General features: G+C 64.5%; 18 protein-coding genes. 4 read left to right on the top strand and 14 right to left on the bottom strand.

Features of this window, described 5'->3' with window-relative positions:
- Nucleotides 1-450: 450 nt before the first annotated feature.
- The 8 genes from eccCb to AWC27_RS04450 all read right to left on the bottom strand — a co-directional run bounded on the left by eccCb (nt 451) and on the right by AWC27_RS04450 (nt 13,199).
- Nucleotides 451-3,402: a type VII secretion protein EccCb gene (gene eccCb, locus AWC27_RS04415; protein WP_085669388.1), complete on the bottom strand. Its 2,952-nt coding sequence runs from the start codon at nt 3,400-3,402 to the stop codon at nt 451-453.
- Entirely contained in the window at nt 3,402-4,568 is a 1,167-nt protein-coding gene (locus tag AWC27_RS04420) for a cell division protein FtsK (protein WP_085669389.1), read from the bottom strand. Before AWC27_RS04420 ends, eccCb begins: the two co-directional genes overlap by 1 nt.
- A complete protein-coding gene (gene eccB, locus AWC27_RS04425; protein WP_085669390.1) occupies nt 4,565-6,082 on the bottom strand; it encodes a type VII secretion protein EccB in 1,518 nt (505 codons plus the stop codon). Before eccB ends, AWC27_RS04420 begins: the two co-directional genes overlap by 4 nt.
- Nucleotides 6,083-6,106: 24 nt before the next feature.
- Nucleotides 6,107-7,183 (bottom strand): C40 family peptidase, encoded by a 1,077-nt coding sequence (locus AWC27_RS04430; RefSeq protein WP_169726712.1) that lies wholly within the window; start codon nt 7,181-7,183, stop codon nt 6,107-6,109.
- A complete protein-coding gene (locus AWC27_RS31830) occupies nt 7,173-8,327 on the bottom strand; it encodes a transglycosylase SLT domain-containing protein (protein WP_085669392.1) in 1,155 nt (384 codons plus the stop codon). The genes AWC27_RS04430 and AWC27_RS31830 overlap by 11 nt, the downstream gene beginning before the upstream one ends.
- Nucleotides 8,328-8,448: 121 nt before the next feature.
- Nucleotides 8,449-9,909 carry a DUF4226 domain-containing protein gene (locus tag AWC27_RS04440; RefSeq protein ID WP_085669393.1) on the bottom strand — a complete coding sequence of 487 codons (1,461 nt, stop codon included), beginning with the start codon at nt 9,907-9,909 and terminating at the stop codon, nt 8,449-8,451.
- A 16-nt stretch (nt 9,910-9,925) separates the two neighbouring features.
- Nucleotides 9,926-10,219: a hypothetical protein gene (locus AWC27_RS04445; RefSeq protein WP_085669394.1), complete on the bottom strand. Its 294-nt coding sequence runs from the start codon at nt 10,217-10,219 to the stop codon at nt 9,926-9,928.
- A gap of 430 nt (nt 10,220-10,649) precedes the next feature.
- A complete protein-coding gene (locus AWC27_RS04450) occupies nt 10,650-13,199 on the bottom strand; it encodes a hypothetical protein (RefSeq protein WP_139836761.1) in 2,550 nt (849 codons plus the stop codon).
- Between the two features lie 301 nt (nt 13,200-13,500).
- Here AWC27_RS04450 and AWC27_RS29885 point away from each other — a divergent pair, with 301 nt between their 5' ends.
- Complete coding sequence (locus AWC27_RS29885) at nt 13,501-13,701, top strand: hypothetical protein (protein WP_139836762.1); 201 nt, start codon at nt 13,501-13,503, stop codon at nt 13,699-13,701.
- A gap of 99 nt (nt 13,702-13,800) precedes the next feature.
- Here the strand turns inward: AWC27_RS29885 and AWC27_RS04460 are convergent, their stop codons facing one another.
- From AWC27_RS04460 to AWC27_RS04480, 5 genes are all read right to left on the bottom strand, one after another.
- A complete protein-coding gene (locus AWC27_RS04460) occupies nt 13,801-14,088 on the bottom strand; it encodes a hypothetical protein (protein WP_136624780.1) in 288 nt (95 codons plus the stop codon).
- Nucleotides 14,089-14,157: 69 nt separating this feature from the next.
- Nucleotides 14,158-14,523, bottom strand: coding sequence for a hypothetical protein (locus AWC27_RS04465; RefSeq protein ID WP_139836763.1), 366 nt, complete (start codon nt 14,521-14,523; stop codon nt 14,158-14,160).
- A 60-nt stretch (nt 14,524-14,583) separates the two neighbouring features.
- The gene (locus AWC27_RS04470) at nt 14,584-15,180 is read right to left on the bottom strand and encodes a hypothetical protein (RefSeq protein WP_085669399.1); all 597 of its coding nucleotides are present in this window, start codon (nt 15,178-15,180) and stop codon (nt 14,584-14,586) included.
- Nucleotides 15,126-16,148, bottom strand: a complete 1,023-nt coding sequence (locus AWC27_RS04475) for a PPE domain-containing protein (protein ID WP_169726713.1) — start codon at nt 16,146-16,148, stop codon at nt 15,126-15,128. Before AWC27_RS04475 ends, AWC27_RS04470 begins: the two co-directional genes overlap by 55 nt.
- 10 nt (nt 16,149-16,158) lie before the next feature.
- Nucleotides 16,159-16,473 (bottom strand): hypothetical protein, encoded by a 315-nt coding sequence (locus AWC27_RS04480; protein WP_085669401.1) that lies wholly within the window; start codon nt 16,471-16,473, stop codon nt 16,159-16,161.
- 322 nt (nt 16,474-16,795) lie between these two features.
- Here AWC27_RS04480 and AWC27_RS04485 point away from each other — a divergent pair, with 322 nt between their 5' ends.
- The 3 genes from AWC27_RS04485 (at nt 16,796) to AWC27_RS04495 (ending at nt 19,850) form a co-directional block, all read left to right on the top strand.
- The gene (locus tag AWC27_RS04485) at nt 16,796-17,173 is read left to right on the top strand and encodes a hypothetical protein (protein WP_085669402.1); all 378 of its coding nucleotides are present in this window, start codon (nt 16,796-16,798) and stop codon (nt 17,171-17,173) included.
- A gap of 411 nt (nt 17,174-17,584) precedes the next feature.
- Nucleotides 17,585-19,516, top strand: a complete 1,932-nt coding sequence (locus tag AWC27_RS04490) for a hypothetical protein (protein ID WP_085669403.1) — start codon at nt 17,585-17,587, stop codon at nt 19,514-19,516.
- 106 nt (nt 19,517-19,622) lie between these two features.
- Nucleotides 19,623-19,850: a hypothetical protein gene (locus AWC27_RS04495; RefSeq protein ID WP_085669404.1), complete on the top strand. Its 228-nt coding sequence runs from the start codon at nt 19,623-19,625 to the stop codon at nt 19,848-19,850.
- 362 nt (nt 19,851-20,212) lie between these two features.
- Here AWC27_RS04495 and AWC27_RS04505 read toward each other — a convergent pair whose 3' ends face one another.
- Nucleotides 20,213-21,076, bottom strand: a complete 864-nt coding sequence (locus AWC27_RS04505) for an MPT63 family protein (protein ID WP_245846844.1) — start codon at nt 21,074-21,076, stop codon at nt 20,213-20,215.
- Between the last annotated feature and the right edge of the window lie 770 nt (nt 21,077-21,846).

A 21,846-nucleotide genomic window follows, 5' to 3' on the forward strand; every position in this document is an offset into this window, starting at 1 on the left:
GCGGCGGTGGCCCGGTGTCACTCGCTCGCGATACGGTCGTTTGCATGACCATGGGGTACCGGCGGTCTCCTCGCACTGGGCTGGCCGTCGCGTCAGCAGCGCTGGTGATCGCCGCTGCCGCGGCAGTGACCAGTGGCCTGGCTCTGGCCCATCCAATCGAGCCTGCGCGTCACACGGTCAACGTGGTTGCACCGCCACCGGCCACCTACACCAGCAGTGAAACCGAGGCCGCGAAGGCGGCCGCCTGCACCGCGTGGGATCGGATGGCGCGGTCTACGGCGTTGGCGAGTAGAGCTAGCGCCGATGCGTTGGAGCAGAGCTGGACAAGCCCGGAGAGCCGTGAGGCTTTGGCGACGGAGAAGCGTACTGGTATGGCTGCGTTCTCGTATCTGCGTACGCAGATAACTGACGCCACACCAGCGTCCGCTGACCCAAATGTCCTGGCACCATTTAGTCCAGCGCAGGAGGTAGGGCGACCTGGATCAGCTGGCCGCCGGCCTTGCGGAGGTAGAGCTCACCGCGACCGGGTATCCGGGCGGCGGGGCGGACCTGGTCGATGATGAATTCCTTCTTGTCGCCGTCGAGCACCAGCACCGCGGTACCGCCTCGCTGCATCGCCTGAATCAGCTTGTTCGACCCGCCGCGGGAGTACCAGCCTTCGCTGGTCACCGAGGCGATGACGTGCAGATCCAGGTTGCGAGCCGACTCCACTGCCGGGAGCAGCGGGTGCAATACCGTGGTCGAGGGTCCATTGGGGCTCAGCATCGTCAGGTCGTCGATGAGGATGAACCACTTGGGGCGCACGGGCTTCCAGTCTCGAAGCTGACGTGGATCCAGGTTCGCCGGGGGTCGACGCCGCTCCAACAAGGCCGCGATTTGGGCGGCGGCTTCACCGATTTTGGCGTGATCGGTCTCCCATACCGTGCGGTACTCGTCAGCCAGGGCGTCGCCGATCGAGAAATCGGGATCGAACATCATCACCTGGACCTCGTCTGGGCGGTAGGTCTGCATGATCGCTGCGCACACCGTGCGCAGGAACACGGTGCGCCCGGCTTTGGTGGTGCCGGTGCAGAACGCGTGCGGATAGAGGTTGAGATCCAGCCAGGCTGTAGACATGTCGCGCTCCCCGATGCCGATCGGCAGCGCGTGCCGTGGCGCCGTGTCGGGCAGTGGTTCCAGGTCGGTGAAGGCGACTTCGCCGGGCAGTTGCTGCAGCTGCGGTGCTCGACCGAAGCCCCGTTGGGCCCATTTGTCGGCCACCAAGGCCGCCGTTGCCTCGGTGGCCGCCACCTCACCACCGACGTGCGCTACCTGGGCCACGAAGGGCACGGCGACCAGCATGTGCTTACCGGGCTTGACCACCCCTCGCCCCTTTTGGTCTTCGGGGACGTTCTTAGCTGTGGGGCGGTCCATCAGCGAGTCGTTGGAGTTGGCCAGGCGCAGTTCCACTTTGGAACTCAACTTTGGTTCGGCCTTCATGCCCAGCCAGGCGTCGTTGCTGATGATGACGTGCACGCCGAAGTTCAGGGCACCGTCGGCTAATGCGGTGATCCGGTCGTGGATCAGCGGCAGTTCGTTCCTGATCGCGGTGATGTTGTCCACGACCAGAAACACGTCACCGTGGCCATCTTCGGGCACCGGTCGTCGGTTCGGACCGAACTTGTTCGCCCGGAAGCGCGACAGGTCCAGTCCCGTTGGCTGCCCGGTGGAGGAGCCCGGGTCCACCCACCGCGTCCAGTCGCGTTTGCGGTTGCGCAGGATCCGCTCGACCTCGGCGACCACCCGCTGGACCTTCTCTTCGTCGCCGGTGCCCGCGATGCCGCATACATGCGGCAGCCCGGCCACACTTTGCAGTTTGAGGCCACCAAAGTCGATGCCGTAGAACTGCACCCGCTGCGGAGAGTTCGTCATCGCCAAGGACATCATCAGGGTGCGCAGCGCGGTTGTCTTACCGGCCTGCGGGGCGCCGGCCACACCTGCGCTGCTGTCAACGAGCGAGAGCGCCACCACGTCTTGGGAGTGCTCGAAGGGATCGTCTTCTCGCCCATAGGCGGCAACCAGGCCTGAGTCTTCGGTGAACTCGTCCCAGGGACGATTCCAGCACTCCCCCAAGATCACATCGAGGGTCAACGTGGTGGTGTCATCGAGCGCGGGCCGCCACATGCGGTGGCCGCGCGGAATCGTCCGGGCCGCCTCGCGCAGCCGATCGACCATCAGTTCGGCCACGGTGGGGGCATCGGCTTCGGGAGAGCTGGCTAGCGCGTCCTCGAGCTCCACGTCGCTCTCACCGACCACGATGTCGGGTAGCGGGACCGGTGCGGTGCTGAACTTAGTGACCGGAAGATAGTGGCCTTCGCTGCGATCGCGTTCTGTGGCGTTCATCTTCGGTGCGATGAATTGGCCGCTGGCATAGAAGCTGCGGTAGCGGGTGTGCTCGCCATCGACGACGAGGAACGCTGACCCCTGCGGGGCGTTCTTCAATTCCTCCCACGCTCGAGTGGAGCCGATCGCCGCACGGGATTCCCCGGCATCCTTGACTTTCAGGCCGATCGCGAACGTCTGTTGGGCGATCATGCCGGCCATCTTGCCCACCTCCATGCGCTGGCTGGCGTTGAGGATGTGAATCCACAGCGACCGACCTAAGCGGGCGACCTCGTCCATCACCTTGGCCATTTCCGGCACCAAGTCCAGCATCTGGGAAAACTCGTCGAGGACCAGCAGCAGGGCGGGAAGCGGTTCGAGATCAGTGCGCCCTGATGCCCGGGCCTTCTCATAGAGCCGCACGCTGGTGAACCCGGTGCGGTTGAGCAGCTCTTGGCGGCGCTTCAACTCACCGCGCAGCACCAGCTTGAAACGGTCGAGCTTGTGCTGTGATTTCGACAAGTTCGAGATGATGCCGTCGCAGTGCGGCAAATCCTCCAGGGGTCCGAACGCCGACTCTCCTTTGAAGTCTCCCAGAAGGATACGCAGTTGCTGCGGGGAGTGCGTCGCGCATAGGGCAAGCACGGTGGAGATCAGGTGCTCGGATTTACCCGAGCCGGTCTGTCCGACCATTGACCCGTGCGGCCCGAAGCCGTCCTCGGCGCCTTCCTTGACGTCCAAGTAGACCAGGCGGCCATCGAGGGCCTTGCCGATGGGTACCCGCAGCCGGTTGGCCGGTGACAGGTTGTTCCAGTTCAACCGCGGATCCCAAACGCGCAGATCGTAAATACCTAGCGCATCGGTGAAGTCCTGTCCGGCGCGGGCCTCCTCCGCCGTCCTCGCCAGCAGTGATTCTGCCTCGTCGGTGGGGGTGAACGCCGCCAGCGCCCGTGCCAGCGCCTCGGCCTCATAGATCGGCATGATGTCGGGTTCGGCGGCGAACCGCAGACCCATGGGCATCGCCCGGGTGACTGCAACCATTAGTAAACCTCCTGACCAGCGGCCTTGAGTAAGTTGATGGTGCCGTTCTCATCGGTGGCCATAAAAAATGCGGTGGCGCCGTTGGCCAGCACGCTGTGTTCGTTGCCGGTGGCTTCCAAGACCGAAACCCCCAGTCGCCCTTGCGCGCCGAGTACTGGTGAGCAGTCCGCCTCGGGAAGATCGACGACCATGACTAAGAAGCTGTCGGGGAGCGGACTGCCTTCCTGTCGGGGCTGGAAGGGGCCGCGTTGGGCCAACGCATCGCCGTAACGCTCCATAAAGGAAGGCACGTCGGGGAAGATGAGCCGAACCGGTCCGCAGGCGTCGACCAACTCGTCATCGCCGTTGTGCGGCAACCACTTCGCCCAATCCCACGACGCCTCATCATCGCTGATGATGGCAATCTTGACGTCATCGGGGCCGTGGAACACGCAGATCTGACAGATCAACGACCGCAACAGTCCTTGGACCGTCGAGCGCATCTGAGGCTCGCCGAAAAACGCCCACCCCATCTGATCGAAGAGGTGAAGTGGCCGGGGCACGTCGTGCACCACGTTCTGCGCGATGAGTAGATCCCGCACCGCGACTGTGGTCACCGTCTCTCGGAACTCTGGTGGCGGAACCTTTGTCGGCGGTTGGAGTTTCGTCTTGAGTCGGGTCACACCTAACCCGAGCCGGGCATGCCCGAAATTGCGCTCACTGGGGGTGCGCTCCCACATGCGACCGGTGCCGACCAGCGTCGCAAGGGAGCCGTTGGTGGGATCGGGATGGTGATAGCAAATCTCGCGCGCCTGCGCACGGCCGGCGGCGTGGATCTTGGCGCGCTGCTCGTCGAGGGTCCGCAAATGGTCGGCGCGGTCCTGGTTGATGGCGCTGCCGTGAGCCTTCTTCCCGGTGCCCCCCATCCGGTTTCGCAGAATCCCCAGCATGGAGATCAGCATCACCGGGAACAGGAAGAAGGAGCCGCCCGAGAGCTGCCGGGCACCCGAGAGATACAGCATCACCATCAATGCCACCGCCGCGGCGACGAAGATCAGCACCCACACCCAAATCGGCGGCTTACTCGGCGCCGGCCTGCTGATCTCGCACGGATCGGGAAGCTCCACCGCGGACTCTGGAACATCTGGTTTGCCAACCTGTTGGCGGATGAATCCGATACGGCTCACTGGCCCGGTCCCTTCGTTGGTGCCTGCAAGGCAGCGACATTCGGATCTGGCATCAAGCTGTCATGCTGAGCCATCGCCGCAGACTTGGACAAAGCTGGCCCCGCCGGGAGCCACTTGATCACCGACCACGGCGCCGGGGTGGGTGTGTCAGCCTTCAATCCCAGTGCCTGCCGGCTTTGGTCCTCACCGCCACCGCCGGTGCTCGGCACACCAAAGCGCACACCGTTGTTGCCGATGAACCACAAGCTCTCGCCACGCACCGAATCCGGCTGCACACCGGTCACCTGAACAAAGTTGGCCGAGCCCGGGCTGACATAGACCTGGTTGGCGGTGTTGACACCGGCACTAATAAAGGGCACCACGCGGCGCTCATCGCCCACCGGGATCGGCAATCGTCGCCCCGAAATAGTGCTGACCTGCGCCTGCGGCTCGCCGTTAGTCTTGCGCCACGTCACACACGTCACCGGCTCGGCAGCCTTGTCCAACAACTGCACCAGGCCCCTCGGGTAAACCGAGATATCAAACCCAACCGCCTGGGGCGCCCCCGTCAAGGCTGCTGACTTGGCCTGAATGACCTGCGCCCCTGGCACCACCGCGGCGTTAATGATCATGGTGGCCACCGTCTGTGGAACGCGCTGCACCCCAGCCGGTAGCGCGACGAAGAACTGCGGATCACCTGTCACATCGGAGACACGCATCACGCTGCCCGACACCAACGGCAGGTCGGCGGTGCTGTAGCTGACCGGTCCACCCGGCGTCGGTATTGCCGGCACACGCACGGGCGCCGTCGGCGTCAACGCCTCGTACAAAGCCCGCGACATCGCCACCGGATGCAGGTTCCCGACCGGCAACCCCAACGCCAGTGTCACCGGCTTATCGGCGAGGTCGATTTCTGAGCGGTGCCCATCAGTCACCAGGAACGTCGCGCCGGCGTACGTCATCAGGGCCACCTGCGGGGAATCGATCGTGTGCGCCCAGTCGCCGAGATCGGCCAAACCGTCGATCACCGTCACCTTCGGCACCACCTGAGACCCTTGCGAACCCAGCCGGTCACACAACGCCCACCCGGTGTCCCCGGGGGTGCGCACCGTCAGATCATCTGGCGCGCCTTGAATGCCGAGAATCGGCCCCACCGGTGCCTTGAGGATTTCACTCATCGGCACCAGCGTCGGATCGCTGGGCTGACCGGTGATCAGCCGCGCTGACGCCTTGTTCAGTACCGGGTGCATCACTCCACCCACCTCGACATACATACCGCCGCCGCCGCGCGCCTCCACGAACTCCGACTTCCCGATCTGCCCGATCGGCTTGATGAACGCCACGATCGCGCACACCCCCACGATGGCCACCGAAGCCACAAACCCCACCAGCAGAGACGCCGCCGAGTTCTTCGACGGATCGTGCACCAGCCGCACGTTGCGTCGGCCGATCCCCACCGAAATGCGATGCCGAAGGAAACGCCACGCTGAAACCTGTTCCAGCGAAGCGTAATTCAAACCGCCACGTCGCGCCATCTCCCTGTCCCCTTCGAACTCTGTCTACGCCGCGCGTCTGATCTCAAATCCCCCGGAGGGCCACTTACCGATCCGCACGCTTTGTCCCCGGCTCGGGGACTCGATCGTCTGGTGATCGTTCATCACCAGCTGCACATGTTGGTACTCGCCGTTTTGCTTGTTGCACAGCAAAATATCCCCAGGCCTGGCGTCTTCTGGACGCACGCGCACACCCCAGCCGGTCATCTCGTACGTGGTGCGCGGAATGGCGATCCCCGCCTGCTTGTACGCGTACTGCACCAGACCAGAACAGTCCAAACCCACGTTCGGTTTGGTGCCACCCCAGACATATGGAACGCCCAGCTGCGTCAACGCAGCTTTAACGATGCGGTCACCCTGCGGGCCACCGCTCCCTCCGAAATCAGCGTTGGTACCGGCACCCGCTTGCGCGCCGACCGCCTGCTGAGCCCGTCCCGACCCGCCCCCGCCAAGCAGGTTGCCGAGCATGCCCAAGGGAGCCAACGGCATTGCGCTCATCGGTATCTGCGGCATCATCGGCATTTGGGGCATCATCGGTGCAGCCCCGCCCGGAGGGTGACCGATGCTCTGATAGCCCGCTGCGGTCGCGTCGGCGGCCGCGGCGTGCGTTGCGGCCTCACTGCTGCCCTGATCGAGAGTGGACTTGGTGTCTTGGAGGTGACGTTTGATCGCCGAGACCAAGGCTTGCTGGCCGGCCGGAGTGTTGACCGCCAACCCTTTTGACTGCACATCAGCCACTGCTGCGGCGATCACCGCATCCATCCGCCCGCGGGAAGCGCCGGCCGAGGCCAGCGCCGCGTGCAGGCCACCATGGCCTGCTGCGTCGTGATCGGCAAGTGCCTCAACGCTTGTGACCACCGTCGCGGACTCATCGGTGAACCCCTCAGCTGCCTGACCTGAGCCGTCACCGGTCTGATCCGGCACCGGGCCCAGGCTTGGAGGTGGCGCCAACGCCAACCCAACGCCGGTGCCGAAACTCTCCCGAGCCATACCCATCGCGGCACCGGCAGCACGCACGAACCCATCAACACTCATCGCTGCCAACCCCCCATCGACGGCTTTGGTACCAGCATCAGTAACCACCCGGAGCATGGTGAGGATTGAACTGACCCACTTCCGACAAGTTCGATCCGTCACGCTGTACGTGATAGCGGCGCATCAAATAGTTCATCGCTGCGGTGATGTTGGCGACCGGGTCATAAATGTTGCGTGAGGTGCCCGGCTGGTGGTTCGAGGCGAACGTCGCGGGAATCGTTTGCAACCCGCCACGCGAGGACCCTGCCGGTGCGCCGTCGACCATCCGGGCGCCGTGGGCGTTGGGGTCGCTCAAATTCACCGCGTCGGGGTGGTACCCGGATTCCCGCGCCAGCCCCGTCATCAACCCCCGGGTCCAGTTGGCGCGCGCGACGGGATCGGTGATGCCCATTGTGTCGAGGGCTTTGGCAAGGTACTGGCGGTAAGCGTCTGGGCCGCCGGGGAAGCCCTGCTTGGCCAGGTTCACCTCCTCGATCGGGATTGCGCCGGCCTCAGTGCGGTTCTCCACGCCTTCACCGCTGGGAGCGCTACCCTCGGAGCTCGCCACCGACCCGGTACTGGGTGAGACTTGTTGACCGAGAAGGTTCGTCAGACCAGCCAGTGGGGACAGCATTGCGCTCATCGGCATCCCGCCGCCCATCCCGGCGCCGCTCATCGGTATCTGCGGCATCATCGGCATTTGGGGCATCATCGGTGCAGCCCCGCCCGGAGGGTGACCGATGCTCTGATAGCCCGCTGCGGTCGCGTCGGCGGCCGCGGCGTGCGTTGCGGCCTCACTGCTGCCCTGATCGAGAGTGGACTTGGTGTCTTGGAGGTGACGTTTGATCGCCGAGACCAAGGCTTGCTGGCCGGCCGGAGTGTTGACCGCCAACCCTTTTGACTGCACATCAGCCACTGCTGCGGCGATCACCGCATCCATCCGCCCGCGGGAAGCGCCGGCCGAGGCCAGCGCCGCGTGCAGGCCACCATGGCCTGCTGCGTCGTGATCGGCAAGTGCCTCAACGCTTGTGACCACCGCTGCGGACTCATCGGTGAATCCGTCGGCTGCCTGACCTGAGCCGTCACCGGTTTGATCCGGCACCGGGCCCGGGCTTGGAGGTGGCGCCAACGCCAACCCAACGCCGGTGCCGAAACTCTCCCGAGCCATACCCATCGCGGCACCGGCAGCACGCACGAACCCATCAACACTCATCGCTGCCAACCACACGCTCGAAAGGCGATGGGCAACAAACGATCCCGACGGCCATCGCGATCATCCCAGGCCATCGCCGACCTGTCCGCCACCGATATCACCCCTGGTCCTCGCTGACGACCTAAGATGACGACGGCCCGCGCGGCGGGACCGGCGGGACCGCCGGAGCGGGCTGAGCCGGCTTGACGGCCTGAGCACTGGGATCCATCCAGCCCAGGAAGTCTGGGCTCGACCCCACGCTCGTCAACGGCTGAACCTGCCCGGAGACCAACACCTTGCCATTGCCCAGAGCCATCACCAGATGGTCCTGCCACACACCCACATCGCCGGCCTGCAGCTTGGTGGGTGGAATCGGATTGACGACCGGGGTCCCCGGCGGGGGCACGTTCACACCAGCCTGGTGCCAAGCATCAGCTACCGGCGCACCGCCCAGGGCGGCTTTAACGGCGATAGCGCCCTGCACCGTACGTGCTTCGGCGGATCCACCGTCAGGCAACGCGACGTGCGTGGTCGCGGGCGGCGCGGAAGCGGCCGGATCGGTGGGGGTGTGATCCGCAGCAGGACTGGTCTGTGCACCCTCGGCGCCGGACTTGGGCTGGTCACCGCCCGAACCGGACTCGTCGCGAAACTTAGAGCCCGACGCGTCGGGCTTAGGCTGGTTACCGGAGTCCTGATCGTCACGGAACCCTGCGTCACGCCCGCCGCCCAGGCCGCTCAATGCGCTGAGCGGATCGCCCGCGCCCATGCCCGGCATTCCCCCGCCGAACGACGGCATCGACGGTATCTGCGGCATCCCCATACCGGCGGGCATCATGCCCGCCCCCGGCATCATGCCCTGACCAAGCGGAGAGGCGCCCGCCGCAGGTGGAGCTGCCGCAGCTGGCGCGGTGCCCTGGTCCTCAGGACTGCCGCCGCCGCTAGGGTTGCCGCCGTGACCGCTGTTCCCGGCGGGCTCAGCACCGACCTTTCCGCTGTCATCGCCACCGATCCCGCCGTACTTCTTGGTCAACTCGCGTGTATGCCGAGCTTTGGCCTCCGCATCGGCGATCTGCTGATCGAGCACCTTCTTGGCGGCAGTCAGCTTTTCCCTCAAGAAGTCCCGAAGCTCCTGCTGACCTGCTGGCGTATTGAGCCTCGGCCCGAGCTCGGTGATCTTGTCGTTGACGTCCTTGGCGATGTTGTCGAGCTGCTGCTGACCTGCTGTTCCCGCGGCGTGAATCGCCTCGATCGTCGCCGCCGCGCTCTGGTCCAATTCATGCAGCTGCGTGATCACATCGGCGAACGTGCTGGCATCGGCGTTGAGATGGTTTGCGGCTTCCCCCGATCCGGGGACCGGTCCCTGGGGCGGTGGCGGCAGTGGCCCCGGCGCAGTGGGCGGCAGCGGGAGCAGCGGAGTTTCTTCCCGATGGGGCGCCGGCGGATGAGGCGGGGGCGCGTGGGGCGCGTCGCCGTGCGTGGGCGTGCTGCCGCCAATGATGCCGCCGATCACCGGGGCCAGCGGACCCAAGATGGGTCCGGCGATGGCGCCGCCCAACACCGATCCGATCACGGTGCCGATCGGATTCCAGTCGTCAGTAGACATTGTGGTGGCGTCCCTTCTAGAAATTCAGCTTGAGTTCGGCGGCTGCTACGTCTTTGGGATCCGGATAGTGGCCATCACCATTGGGCTGATTGGACAAGTACCGGTCATGTGCCACGTCGGCCACGGCCACTACCCGGTCACCCAAGGTGTAGGAATCCCAGCGCCGGACCGCATCCGAGAGCAGGCGCACTCCCACGACACACCCGTTGTCACCTACCTCCACGGCCACAGTGCGCTTCGCCGATACCGCCGAGGCGACCACGCGAACATCCCGGACCGCCGCTTCATCCTCCTCAGCAAGGTCTTCCACCGCTGCCCCTTCCGGACGCCAAATAAACCAATACCACTCAGTCTACACATAGATAAGCAATCGTGAACAGTGATCATGCAGGATGGCGGCTCACTCTCGTTATCTCGCGGTCTCAAAATGCGCCGGCGGCCAGCCACGATTCAGGAGAACTCCGGTCCAATAGTGCCGACTAGCGCTCGCGCTCACTTGCCATTCGCCAGCGTTGGATACGCTCCCATGTGGTTCTCCCGCCAGTCGATCGCCTCGCCGCCGGTCGGCCAACCCCATCTCATGCGAGAGCTCAATGCCATCCAGCACTTCTAACAGGTGGTGAGCACGCAAACTGTTGCTGCACTGGCCAAGTCGCCCCAGCGACTGCCGCGACTTGGCCAGTGCGGCGAGCGAACCGCCCGGACCAACGGCGTATCAGAGCCACCTGCTGGGTTCTCACTCATGCTGTCCGCCGGGGAAACTGCTGGATCTGTTGCTCAATTGCGCTGACCATCGCCGCCACCACCGACCCGAAACCGGCCTGCACACCGCAATAAGCGATTTCTGCCAGCGGCGGAACGGAACCGCCCCTCCATAACTGGACAAGCTCGACCACCCGACCCACATGGTAGAAGTGGCCGTACCACACGACGCTCTGGTGATACAGCTCCGAACCATCGCAATCCCGTGGCGCGCGCGAATCCGGCGACAGAAGATCACTGCCGTAACGTCGATAAGCCAACTCGTCATACAACTTCCACGACACCTCATCGGCAGTTCCGCGCTGCACCGAGGCCAAAATATTGCCCTCATCGGCGGTCGCCAATGGCTCGCCAGTTGGATCCGGTTGAGCCGCTGCCTGGATAACCGCGGCCGTCAACTGGGCAGCCGCATAGGCCGAAAGATGGCCATCTTTGGCATCAATAGCCGAAACGCGTTGCGCGAGAACGGGATCAAGAGCCGCAAGCCGGTGCTGATGCGCGCCATCCAGAGATGGCGCCGCGGGAACCAAATACAGAGCATCGATATGCTGGAATCCGGCAAAGTCCGCCACCCCGGCAGGCCTATCCGGCCGCAACTCCGTGGTCACCATCGCCGAAATCGACGCCCCGACAACTCGTTTCTGCAAGTGCTCGAAGTGATCCACCAGAATCTTCGACGGCTTCTGACAGCCCATCCACCCGTGCGCCCAGCCGAACGGCAACGCCGGATCAACCACCGCCAACCGCGCAGTGGCCGGCAGGAACACCGTCGCCGGTAGATAACTGCCACCCCCGAGGCTGCTGGCCACCAACACCTGCGAACCCACCGGAGTCTTGACCACGCTCACCGCCCACGCAATCGGCGCCGGCCAACGCTCACATCCCCGCACCAGCCCACCCAACACCCGCTGCGCCAATAACAGGTCTGGATTAACTTCCTCCCCGAGCGCCGCCACACCAGGAGCGGACACACTCGACCCAGCACCACCGGCCACTAGCGGTCCCGGCGCGGGGCCGCCACCGGTCGAACCGGACGACGGGCCGGCGGCCGTCGGTGCCGTTGACGCACTACCTGCACCAGCAGCGCTAGCCGCACCTGCTCCCGGTGCACTGTAGGGAGCCAACGGCGCCGCACCGCCCATCGCGGGCGGCGGCATCATCTGCGTACCGCCACCGCTCGACGATCCCGATGAACTCCCAAGGCCAGCATCGCCCCCTGGCCCCGACAGCGGGACGCCGGCCAGGCCACTCCCGAACGCCGGAGCACCCCCGACCTGCTGAGTGGGCAGCCCCTGCTGCGTCACCGACTGCTGAGACACCGGAGAACCCAAGTTCGACAGGGCATTCCCACCCCCGGTAGCACTCATGCCCGACGCCAACCCCGACTGAAAACTCGATCCCACATTCGACATCGGAGACGCCGCAGCCGATGAAGCCGGCATAGAAGGTGCCGAGGGCATCGACGACGCGGGGGAAGTCGGCATCAACGACCCCATACCCGACGGTGGCTTGAAAGCCGAACCCAGCCCCGACACGCTCGAACCGCCGCCCCCCCCCCCGCCACTCTGGCCACCACCAGCCGCACCGCTCATCGCCTGCGGCAACTGGCCGAGCATCGGGGGCGTGCCCTCGGTGCCCGGTCGATAGGTCCGGGTGGCATCCCCTGCAGGCGACGAGGCTGCTGCCGGTGGCTCGGCACCCGGAGCGCCCGTCGGGTCTTTGGGCGTTCTCGAAGCCTCCGGCGGCGTTCCATCCGCGGGGTTGCCCACCGACGCTGGATCAGCACCGTCCTCCGGGGTGCGCGATGCCTCCCCATTTTTCGGCGTCCGCTTAGCTTCGGGTTCTTTGCCGTCCTTGCCGTCTTTGGCGCCGTCTTTTGTTTCTGGCGTTCTGGGCACGTCTAGTGGGATCGTGAAATTCGCCGCATGGATGGCGCTTGTCGCTTTACCGGTGGCTTCTGATGTGGAGGTTTCAGCGAGTCCGTTGTAGCGCGTCCAAACATCCATTGCGGCAACAGGATCGCGGTTGCGGACCGCTTCGTTGAACTCTTCTTCCCCGGCTTCGGCGAGGTTGTCGATTCGCCCCTGTAATCCCTTGATATGGCCGAGCGCTTGTGCGGCTGCGGTGGCCGCCGCAGTGTGCTTGTCCTGGTGGTTACTCCAGGTCTGGACGGTCGCGTCGTGAGAGGCCAGCAGCGCATCGCCCGCTTCACCGGTCAAAGCCGCGGCGAAGCGCGGCCGATAGTGGTCGTACGACGTATCGACAGCCTCGCCCAGGGCTTGAGCGACGTCTTGGTGGAACTGTTGAATACTCTCGAACGATTCACGCAGGTGCTCAGAGGGTCGCCACGCCCGCTTCAACGCCTGTCCGAATTCACCGCTCCCCAGCTCTGAGCCGGCCTCTTTCGCCACCGCCCCGGCTTCCGCCATGGCGCTGACACCGCTGGTGTAGAGCTGGTGGGCAATATAAGTACCTGCCCGCGCTGCCGCAGAAGCTCCTTCGCCCGCTCCCCCTGCTACAGACGCCACGGATCAGCTCCCGTACGCCTTGCACAAATCCCACGCGTGCTGGTCTACAGCATTTGCCGCCTCTGCTGTCCACGTCTTGCTCGGCTCGATCGCCCCGACCCGGGGCTGATCGCTAAAGTTGGAAATCTGATCGCGAGCCATCTTCAGACTCTGAGCCACCGCGTCACGAATAGCGGTGTCAGCGTTAGGATTAGCGTTTAAAGCTTCGGAAATATAATTGTAGCTCGGAAGGATGTCCCCGGTGCTCCTCTGCGGTGATGGCATGGCTCGGTAACCAGCAGCAAAGCGCGTGCATAGGTCGATGGTGGAGGCTTTGACCTGCTCGGCGGTCGGTGCCGGCGGGGCCGCGGCAGGTGGCGGTGGTGCTGCGGTGGTACCCGTCGCCATGTGGTTGCCGATCAGACCACCGATAACGCCTGCGGTGAGCACGGCTACCACCGCAACTCCGATGACCGCCGCGATGTTGCCGCCCCTGCGCTTCCGCGGTGCGGGCGCGGGGTAGAACTGCGGCATCGGTGGGGTCGGCGGTGCGGGCGGCATGGCGCCACGGCCTGGGTAGGTCGCCACGGGAGGCGGGTAGGTGTGCTGGTCGGTCATGGTCTTAGACCTCGATTCCGCTGATTCGTGCGGCGTTGGTTTCGTCGCTGCCGGTCATGATTGCCGCAGTGCCACCGTTGGCAGTGGCCACTCCGTTGACGTCGGTGGCTCTCATGGCGGTTAGGGCTTCGTGAGCCGCGGGCCAGTCGGCGACTGCCGCACTCAACGTCACCGACAGCGGATCAGTGCCGGGGGTGCAGATCGGGTGCACTGTGGGCTGCGTGGGGGCAGCAGAAAACCACCCTCCGGTGGTCGACCCCAGTTCGGGGACGTCTGTATGGATTGCGGCCATCTGACGTAGTCCCTTTCTGTTGCTCAGAAAAATGGTAACTGCCTGCGCTGACGCGTATTTTTCCGACGGTTAGCCCACGCCGCGCAGTGCCGCTGCGAATTCTGCGGCCACTGGATGCTGGGCGAACTCTTCGGGGATCTGGGTAAATTCCTCACGGAATTCGGCGGCCATCGCTTGGATTCCCGCGTATGTCCGTTCGGCGTTTTTGGCGATGGCGTCGTTCATGGCGTCTTCGAGCTCACCGACGGTGAGTTCTTCTTGCAGGCCCGTGCGGATATCGCAGCCGATGAGTCGGCCTCGCCCGTCATGGGTCAAGACGATGTCATCGTCGGGGTCGCCGGTCGCGGTGAACGCGGCCACCTTGTTTTCCCACCGGCAGATAGCGTCTAGCAGTTTGTCGATCATCTCTGAGGACTTCTCAGCTCGCGTGACCATCGTCTTCTCTCCCTTAACTGCGATATGCGTTGCGGTGCAACGACTTCCCCTTGATGTTGATTACGTCTTCTTGTCTGGGGCGCGGCGTCGCCGCGTCTCACGACGTACCTCACCGAAAACGGGTTCGGTGTTGGGCATGGGTCGCTCGACGACGCGGCGCCGCTCCTCGGATTTGCGGCCCTCATCCTGTTTGCCGCCCATGCCGCCGATCATCGGCGGCATCATGCCCAGCCCGCCACCGCTGGGCCCGCCCCCGGTGGGCCCGCCCGCGGTGGGCGAACCGACAGTGAGACCGGAGCCCACGGACGGTCCGACGGCGGGGCTAGAACTCGACATCGCAGCGCCACCGCCTCCCCCGCTGTCGCCGGCCCCTCCGGCGGGGCTGGTCCCGCCGCTGCCAAAGTCGCTGCCTGCGCCATCGGATGGTGAACCAGAGCCGCCGGTATCAGGCATCGGCATCTCCGGGGTGCCCATATGAGGCATTCCGCCGCCCATACCGGGCAGCGAGGACAGGCTCGACAGCGCCGAGAGCGGCGACGCACCGCCAAGGCCGTGGGTGACCTGACCGACCGCACCCGTGCCCGTTCCCATGATCATCCCCGCTACTTGGGCGAGCATGCTCGCCGAATTCGGGTCGGCGCCGGCCAGCGGAGCCACCTGAGTGGGATTGCCCGGAGCCGCGGCAGCGCCGGACGGGGGATGATCTGGGGAGCCGAGGTCGTCAGCGTTGTAGTCGCCTCCACTATGGTGCCCGCGTCCCTCGGTGGTGCCGCGGTGGAGAAACCCTGCATGGCGCTCATCGCGGCGGCACGCTTTTTGCTCAATTCTGTTGACAGCGCCTCCACCTGAGCTGCGTTGGCTCCCCCGCTGGTGTTGTAGTTGGCCAGAGCGACTTGAAGGCGCTGACGCAGATCGGTGAACTCCTCGGGGCGTGGTGTACTCCGGATCAAGGTCTCGGTGTGCGTGGCTACATCGTCAGCGGCGCGGGCCAGCGCAAGGATCTGCGGGTGAAGACTGGACTCCAGCCAGTCGGCGTGTCTGGCGATGTTGGTGGCCGCTCGTTGTTGGCCGTCGACCCAGTTCTCAGCGACCGACGTGCCGGTGCGGCGCGCCTCGTGGGCGGCACGCAGAACACTTGGGGCAAGAGTTTTGCGGATATTGGTGGCGAAGGTGCGCAGACTCTGGGGTCCGGGGCCTGAATGCACTTGCGCAGCAACCTGTTCCGCGGACATTGGCGGCGGTGTTGTCATGGTCGGAATGGTGGGCAGTGAGGGGGCCGGGAGTGCTGGAAGGTTCCCGGCTGACGGGCCTGCCGGTGCACCACCAGCCATGGGTGCGGACCCATCCATGATCCCGCCGATCGCGGCGGCATTCTCGTCGTCGGTGCCGGCGAGATCGGCGGCGGTGCCAGCGATGGCCATCCCACCAATGGCACGCTGTTGTCCAGCATGTTCATGCAGTAGATGCAGCGAATGAGACCACGCCGACAGCGCCCCGGACAGGTGAGCAGATACAGAGTCACCCGCAGCGGCCTGACACACCGAGGCCGGGGCATTCGGGTGCCCGGAGGCATCGAGCGCCCCGGCATCGGCCCGCAAGCCGTCCGGATCGACCCACAGATCCATGGTGGCGAATCTACGCGTCCACGACGCTGTTGATCCGCGCTGCGGACTCGTCATCGGTGTTGGTGAAAATCGCTCGGGTGTTGCTCAGGCGCCGTGCGTGACCGCGCGCATGCTCTGCCACGCGCTGGTAGGCCGCTTCCCGCGCCTGCATCTCGGCGTGCTTGGCCGCGACGAACGGCGCATAGGTGTCACCCACCGTGGCCTGAAGCTGCGCAAGGGTCATGTGGTGGCGTTGACCGTGAGCCTCCACCGCATCACCATAGGCAGCCCATTCGGCCGCGGCCTGGGCTGCGGCATCGGTGTCCAGGGAAATCGAGTCCGCCATGTTGTTCCCACTTTCTCGTCACCTTGCATTAGATGCGTTTACTCACTGCCTAGTGTGTAGCATCTCTAGGTGGTGCGCAAGATTCGCATGAATTTGTCCCTACGCCGCGACTGTCTCACTGGGCTACACCGAGCATGGAAGAGGATCCACGTGACCTTGAGCGAGCCCCCGCGCCTCTGGCTTTTCCGGCAATACCGGTTTCCTCCGAGGGTCCCGGCGTGTCGGAGCCGTTTCCAGAAATCGGCCATGCATGATCAGGCCCATGACTGGAGTTGGTAGAAGAGGTCGCACGGGTCGTCCCTCACTCGGCGACCGCGCCATCATGACCGCCACGCTGCCCGGGATTGTCCTGCGGGCCGTCGACACCATCGCAGCCGACCACGGCGTCGATCGCGCCACTGTGTTGACCGACATCATCGTGTTCCACTACGACCGCCCCGACCTGATGCGCCGCCTTCCGCAACGCCTCCTATTCGAAACCGCCAGAGAAACACAACTCAGCGACGAGGACCGCAAGATCGGACCTCACGTCAAAGTGCGGCCCCCCCGCGTAGTCGCCGACCTCATCGACGTCGACCACCTACATCTCGGCATCGAACGATCGACATACCTGGCGGACATTATCTGTCACCACATGGGCTACCCCGAGCTCGTACGGGATACCGAGGTCCAGAAGGAGGGCTTGCCGCTGGCGATGTGACACACACCGCCCGGCTCCCCCCGCATAGGGACGCCATGTCTTGAATCTGCGCCGGGCATATGTGACATCTGAATAGCTGGTGTGCGGAGAACCGCTCAAATGACGAAGGCCCCGCCTAAGCGGGGCCACGTCGAGAGTTTGAAGTCAAGGGCCAACTCGGCTTCAGGTTCTCACACCCAATTCCCCGAAGGGACTGTCTTTGCACGACAGCTCTCACGGTAGCGCATTTCCTGTCAACAGAACAATGAACGACACGAAATGTGTAAACCGTGTCCAAACGTTTACCCAGCTCACTTGCGTCTCGCAGGCAACGACGCATCGGGCATGGTGGCACGCCGCCTGCCGGCCACAGTCGGTGCCCTCTATAGCTTTGCTGAACTCACACGGTGAGGTTCTGCCGGGGCTTCGGCAATGAGCGCGCCCACAGGCGGTTCGTCTCGCTCCGACAGTCCGGAGAAGGTTTGGCAGACACTTGCGCCGCTGCTAAGTGCCCCCGGGCGGCGCTCAATTCGCGTCTACGAGAACGAGATCGGCAAGTTCAGCCGGGCCGCGAAACTCACCAAGCGGCTGCCTCACCTGCCTGCGGCCACCTACCTCTACACCCCCAAAGCACGCACCCACCTGCTTGCCCTGGATTTCGACGACTCCCGTGGCGGCCGGGCCGCGGTCGACGCCGACCTGGCCACCGCCGCCGAATGGATCACCCGCTGCGGCGGGGTGATCGTCACCGACCACTCCCCTACCGGCGCACACCTCTGGTGCCCGCTGGCCGTGGGAACCACAGCCAGCTTCGACGAGATGAACCATCTCGTCCAGATGCTGGCGGCCAGGCTGCCCACCTTGGACAAAACTCCTAACACCAACGCCGAATCTGGGTGCCTCAGCGTCCCGGGAACGCCGGCAAAGCAAGGCGGCTACCGCCAGCTCGACGGCCCCCTCGACGCCGCGGTTGACGCCTTCACCACCAGATCAGCACCAACGCTGCTGCCGCGCCTCTACGAGCTGCTGGGCGCCCTCAAACCCCGGCCCACCCCCGTCCACGCCGCAGCAAACAGCCGAAGCGCTACCACCCCAGCCGACTATTGCACCGGCGACGGCGCAGACCAGCGTCTCGCAACGCACTGGATACGTGATGACCCCTTGCACCCTGATCTCATCCAGTACGCCCAATACGGCACCATGCCCACCGGCCAACGACAATGGGACAGCCATTCCGAAGCCCGCATGGCAGTACTCACCGCCGCAATCGCCCGCGGACACAGCCGCGCCAGCATCACCGCACTCAGCGCACCAGGCGGACCCTGGCATCACGGACTCGGCCAGGCCTACAGCCGCTACCGCCACCACGCCCACACCGCGCTCGACCGCGACTTCACCAAGGCCCTGAACTGGATCTGCAACAACCTCCTCAAACACCGCCACCCGCAGCACAAGACAAAGAACTCACAGGGGGGGCTAAAGGGAACCGGACCCTGCGGTCCCTCCTCGTTGAGAACCTGGCTTGCTACCGCCCTCCACTGGGCCGACATCGAATTCAAAGGCAAGCGCTACCGCTGGACCGTGCACTCCGTCCTGCAATCGCTAGCCAGCAATGCCGACCGCGCCGGGAAACAAATCAACGGTGTGTGGGTAATCGGAGTCGGCGGCAGGAACCTCTCCCTCGGCACCGGCCTGCTCAGCGAGGACGCCGTCTGGCGGGTTCTGCGAGATATCAGAGACCGCCCAGGCGCACCACTGATCCTCACGCGCCGCGGCGTCGGGGTCGAAGCCGACACCTACGCGCTGACCAAGCCCTCGCAGATCAGGCCCCCCAGAGCCGCTATCCAGCGTGTGCGCATCGAGCCAGTACACGACGCCTGGTCCGTCCTCGGCCACCACCTCAGGCGGATCTACGAACTCGTCGCCTACCACGGGCTCACCAATCGGGCGGATCTCTACGCCGCCGCCGCGGTCTCCAACAGCGCAGGTGATGAGGCCCTCAGCACCCTGAACATCGCGGGTCTGCTCATCAAGACAGGCCGCGGCACCGTGGCCACCGGCCCGACAAGCCTGGACAGCCTGGCCGACGCCCACCACACCGATGTGCTGCGCGAAGACCGGATAACCCGCTACCGGGCCGAACGCGATCAGTGGCACGCCTGGCTGGAAGACCGCTACAACGTCCATGACCAAGCACGCATGGACGCCATCATGCTCGCCATGCCGGTAGAGCCGTCCAACGTGAAAAGCACGCTCTGGGACATCGCTCTGGCCAATGGCCCACCAGACGAACTCGTCGCCGACGACAACGCCATCGAGCTAGTCCTCACCATGCTCGGCGGACGAATTCTCACACCCGGGTAACGCGGAGGACGCACGCCGTGCGACGCGAATACACCGGGCGCGGTGTCTGAGCCCGCTGCGCGACACCTATGGTTCGCCGTCTCCTGCGGCGACTCCCCGCCATCTGATGGTGATAGGGAAGGCCCAGGAAGGCGTCAGCGTCATCTGGGATGGCAAGGTCGGGCAGTTGACTGATGAACTCACTGATGCACGGGAGCGGCGCCGCACGGCGGCGCCGCTCCCGATCGACGGCGGCCGCGGTACGACGTGGATCGGCGCTCAGCTCGGCGTGACGAAACAAGCCGTTGATGGGTTTGTGAAGTACAAGCAGCGAAATGCCCATGCGGATAAGTGATTAGGGGGTTGGCCAGTCATCGGGTGCACCGGTGTCGTTGCCGGGAGGCTGGGGGTTAGGAGGCGGCGTCATGGGCGTGAGCGCAACCATACGGCGCTCTCCGGGCCCGCTCCGGTCGTCTCATTACTAGAGAAATGAGACGGGTACAGATCTGTCTCATTCCGACGGCTGCAGTAGGACCTGGCTGCTGTACCGGCTGGTTACTGCTGTCACTTGCTGGTTGCCTCGGATGTAGTCCGCGAGGGCAGGGTCGATGAATCCAGCTAGGGCAATGATGTTGTCAAGGTTGTGGTTCGGGCTGAGGGTGAAAATGTGTTCGTGATGGGCTGCGGGGCAAAGCGACTACGCGAACTGCTCAGCCGCTAAGAGGGGGCGACGGTTGTCGCCGGCGTAGCGGCGGCGTTATCAGGAGATGGGGAGCAGTTTGCGTCCCCGCTGGAGCAACTGCTGGTGGGACTGGGGGCCGCGGCCGACGTGACGGGCGTACTGGTAATTGCGGGCACAGGTGTCCCCTGACTGCCCGGAACAACAGGTGTGCCCGCGTTACCTGGAACGACAGGGGTTCCCGTGCTACCCGGGGCCGCAGGTGTCCCCTGGCTGCCCGGAACAACAGGGGTGCCCGCGCTACCTGGAACGACAGGGGTTCCCGTGCTACCCGGGGCCGCAGGTGTCCCCTGACTGCCCGGAACAGCAGGCGTGCTCGCCGTCGCACCGCCCGTCATAGCACCCGACGGGGTTCCCGAGCCTGATGACGCGTTCTGCGGGGTCGACGAGGGCGGCGGCTGCACCCACACCACGAGATCCGGACCGCCAGCGTTGTACACCACACTGTCCGGCACATCACCCGTGACATCGAAGTAGACCTTTCCGGTGGTCTGTTGTCCTTGGCTCAACGTGGCCGGGTTCACCCCTTGCGGCGTTGCTACGCCGAACAGCACCCAGTAGGTCTGGCCGCTGTGGGCCCTGGCTTTAAGGTTGGACACCACAGGCTGAACCGTGCCATTCACCGCAACATCGGTCGCGGCTGCCTCCCAGAGCGTTCCGGCTACCGGATAGGGGATGGAGTCCGTGCTTGGCTTGAGATTCGTGATCGTCCAGGCCTGCACCACATCACCGTTCACCAATTGGGCGGGGGTGCCCAATTGGTGAATCACCGATTCGTCCGCAGATGCTACGGGCACCGATACCGCACCACCCATGCATACCGGCACGGCGATGGCAATCACAGCTCTTAAAGCAGCACTCAACGGTTCATCTCCTTGCGCGCACTAAACGATGCAGTCAGCACCAAAAGTTAGCAGCTCTTCAGCACCCCGAAATGCGTCCCGCGGCCCTTATCAAATCCGAGGTGACCAGTTCCGTTGTCAGTAGTCGGGGCTGGACAAGAACGCGCCGGGGGGTCAGGTGGGGTCGTAACGAGAGGTGATCGATGACACGCGTTCTGTAGCGGGTAAGGAGTTGTGTGGTGTGGAGCGGCACCGCAGCTGGATGAGATCGGTGATCGCGGCTAGGTCGGCCGCCAAATTCCGCGTGATGATCGCGCTCGGGTGTTGCGATGCGGGGGTTGCGGAGGAGCCGAATGCGGGGGGTCCAAGTCGTTGAAAACTCTGGTTCTCACTAGCGTTTGGCATTCGACGCTGGGACGAAGGGGCTCTATGTTCGGTACCGTCAGTATCGACTTGTGAGACAGTCTCGCGTGGCATGACACTGTTCAGCACCCATCCCCCGCCGTCAAATAGTCACCGTGACGTATCACTCTTTAGCAAACCCAGCGTAGCGGTCTCGGCCATGGTCACGGGGGGCAAAACTTCGACCAGAGCAATTCTACATTACAACGTCACAACGTTAGATCCGTCTACATATTATTGTGTAAAACATTAGAACGATAGTGCGTATGATCAAATCGTTGTGATATCCTTATTTCGCTAGTGCGGTCAAGTGCTATACTGAGCATTCGGTTGATCGGTTGATCGGTTGATCGGTTGATCGGTTGATC

The sequence above is a fragment of the Mycobacterium szulgai genome, from assembly GCF_002116635.1.
GTDB classification, from domain to species: Bacteria; Actinomycetota; Actinomycetes; order Mycobacteriales; family Mycobacteriaceae; genus Mycobacterium; species Mycobacterium szulgai.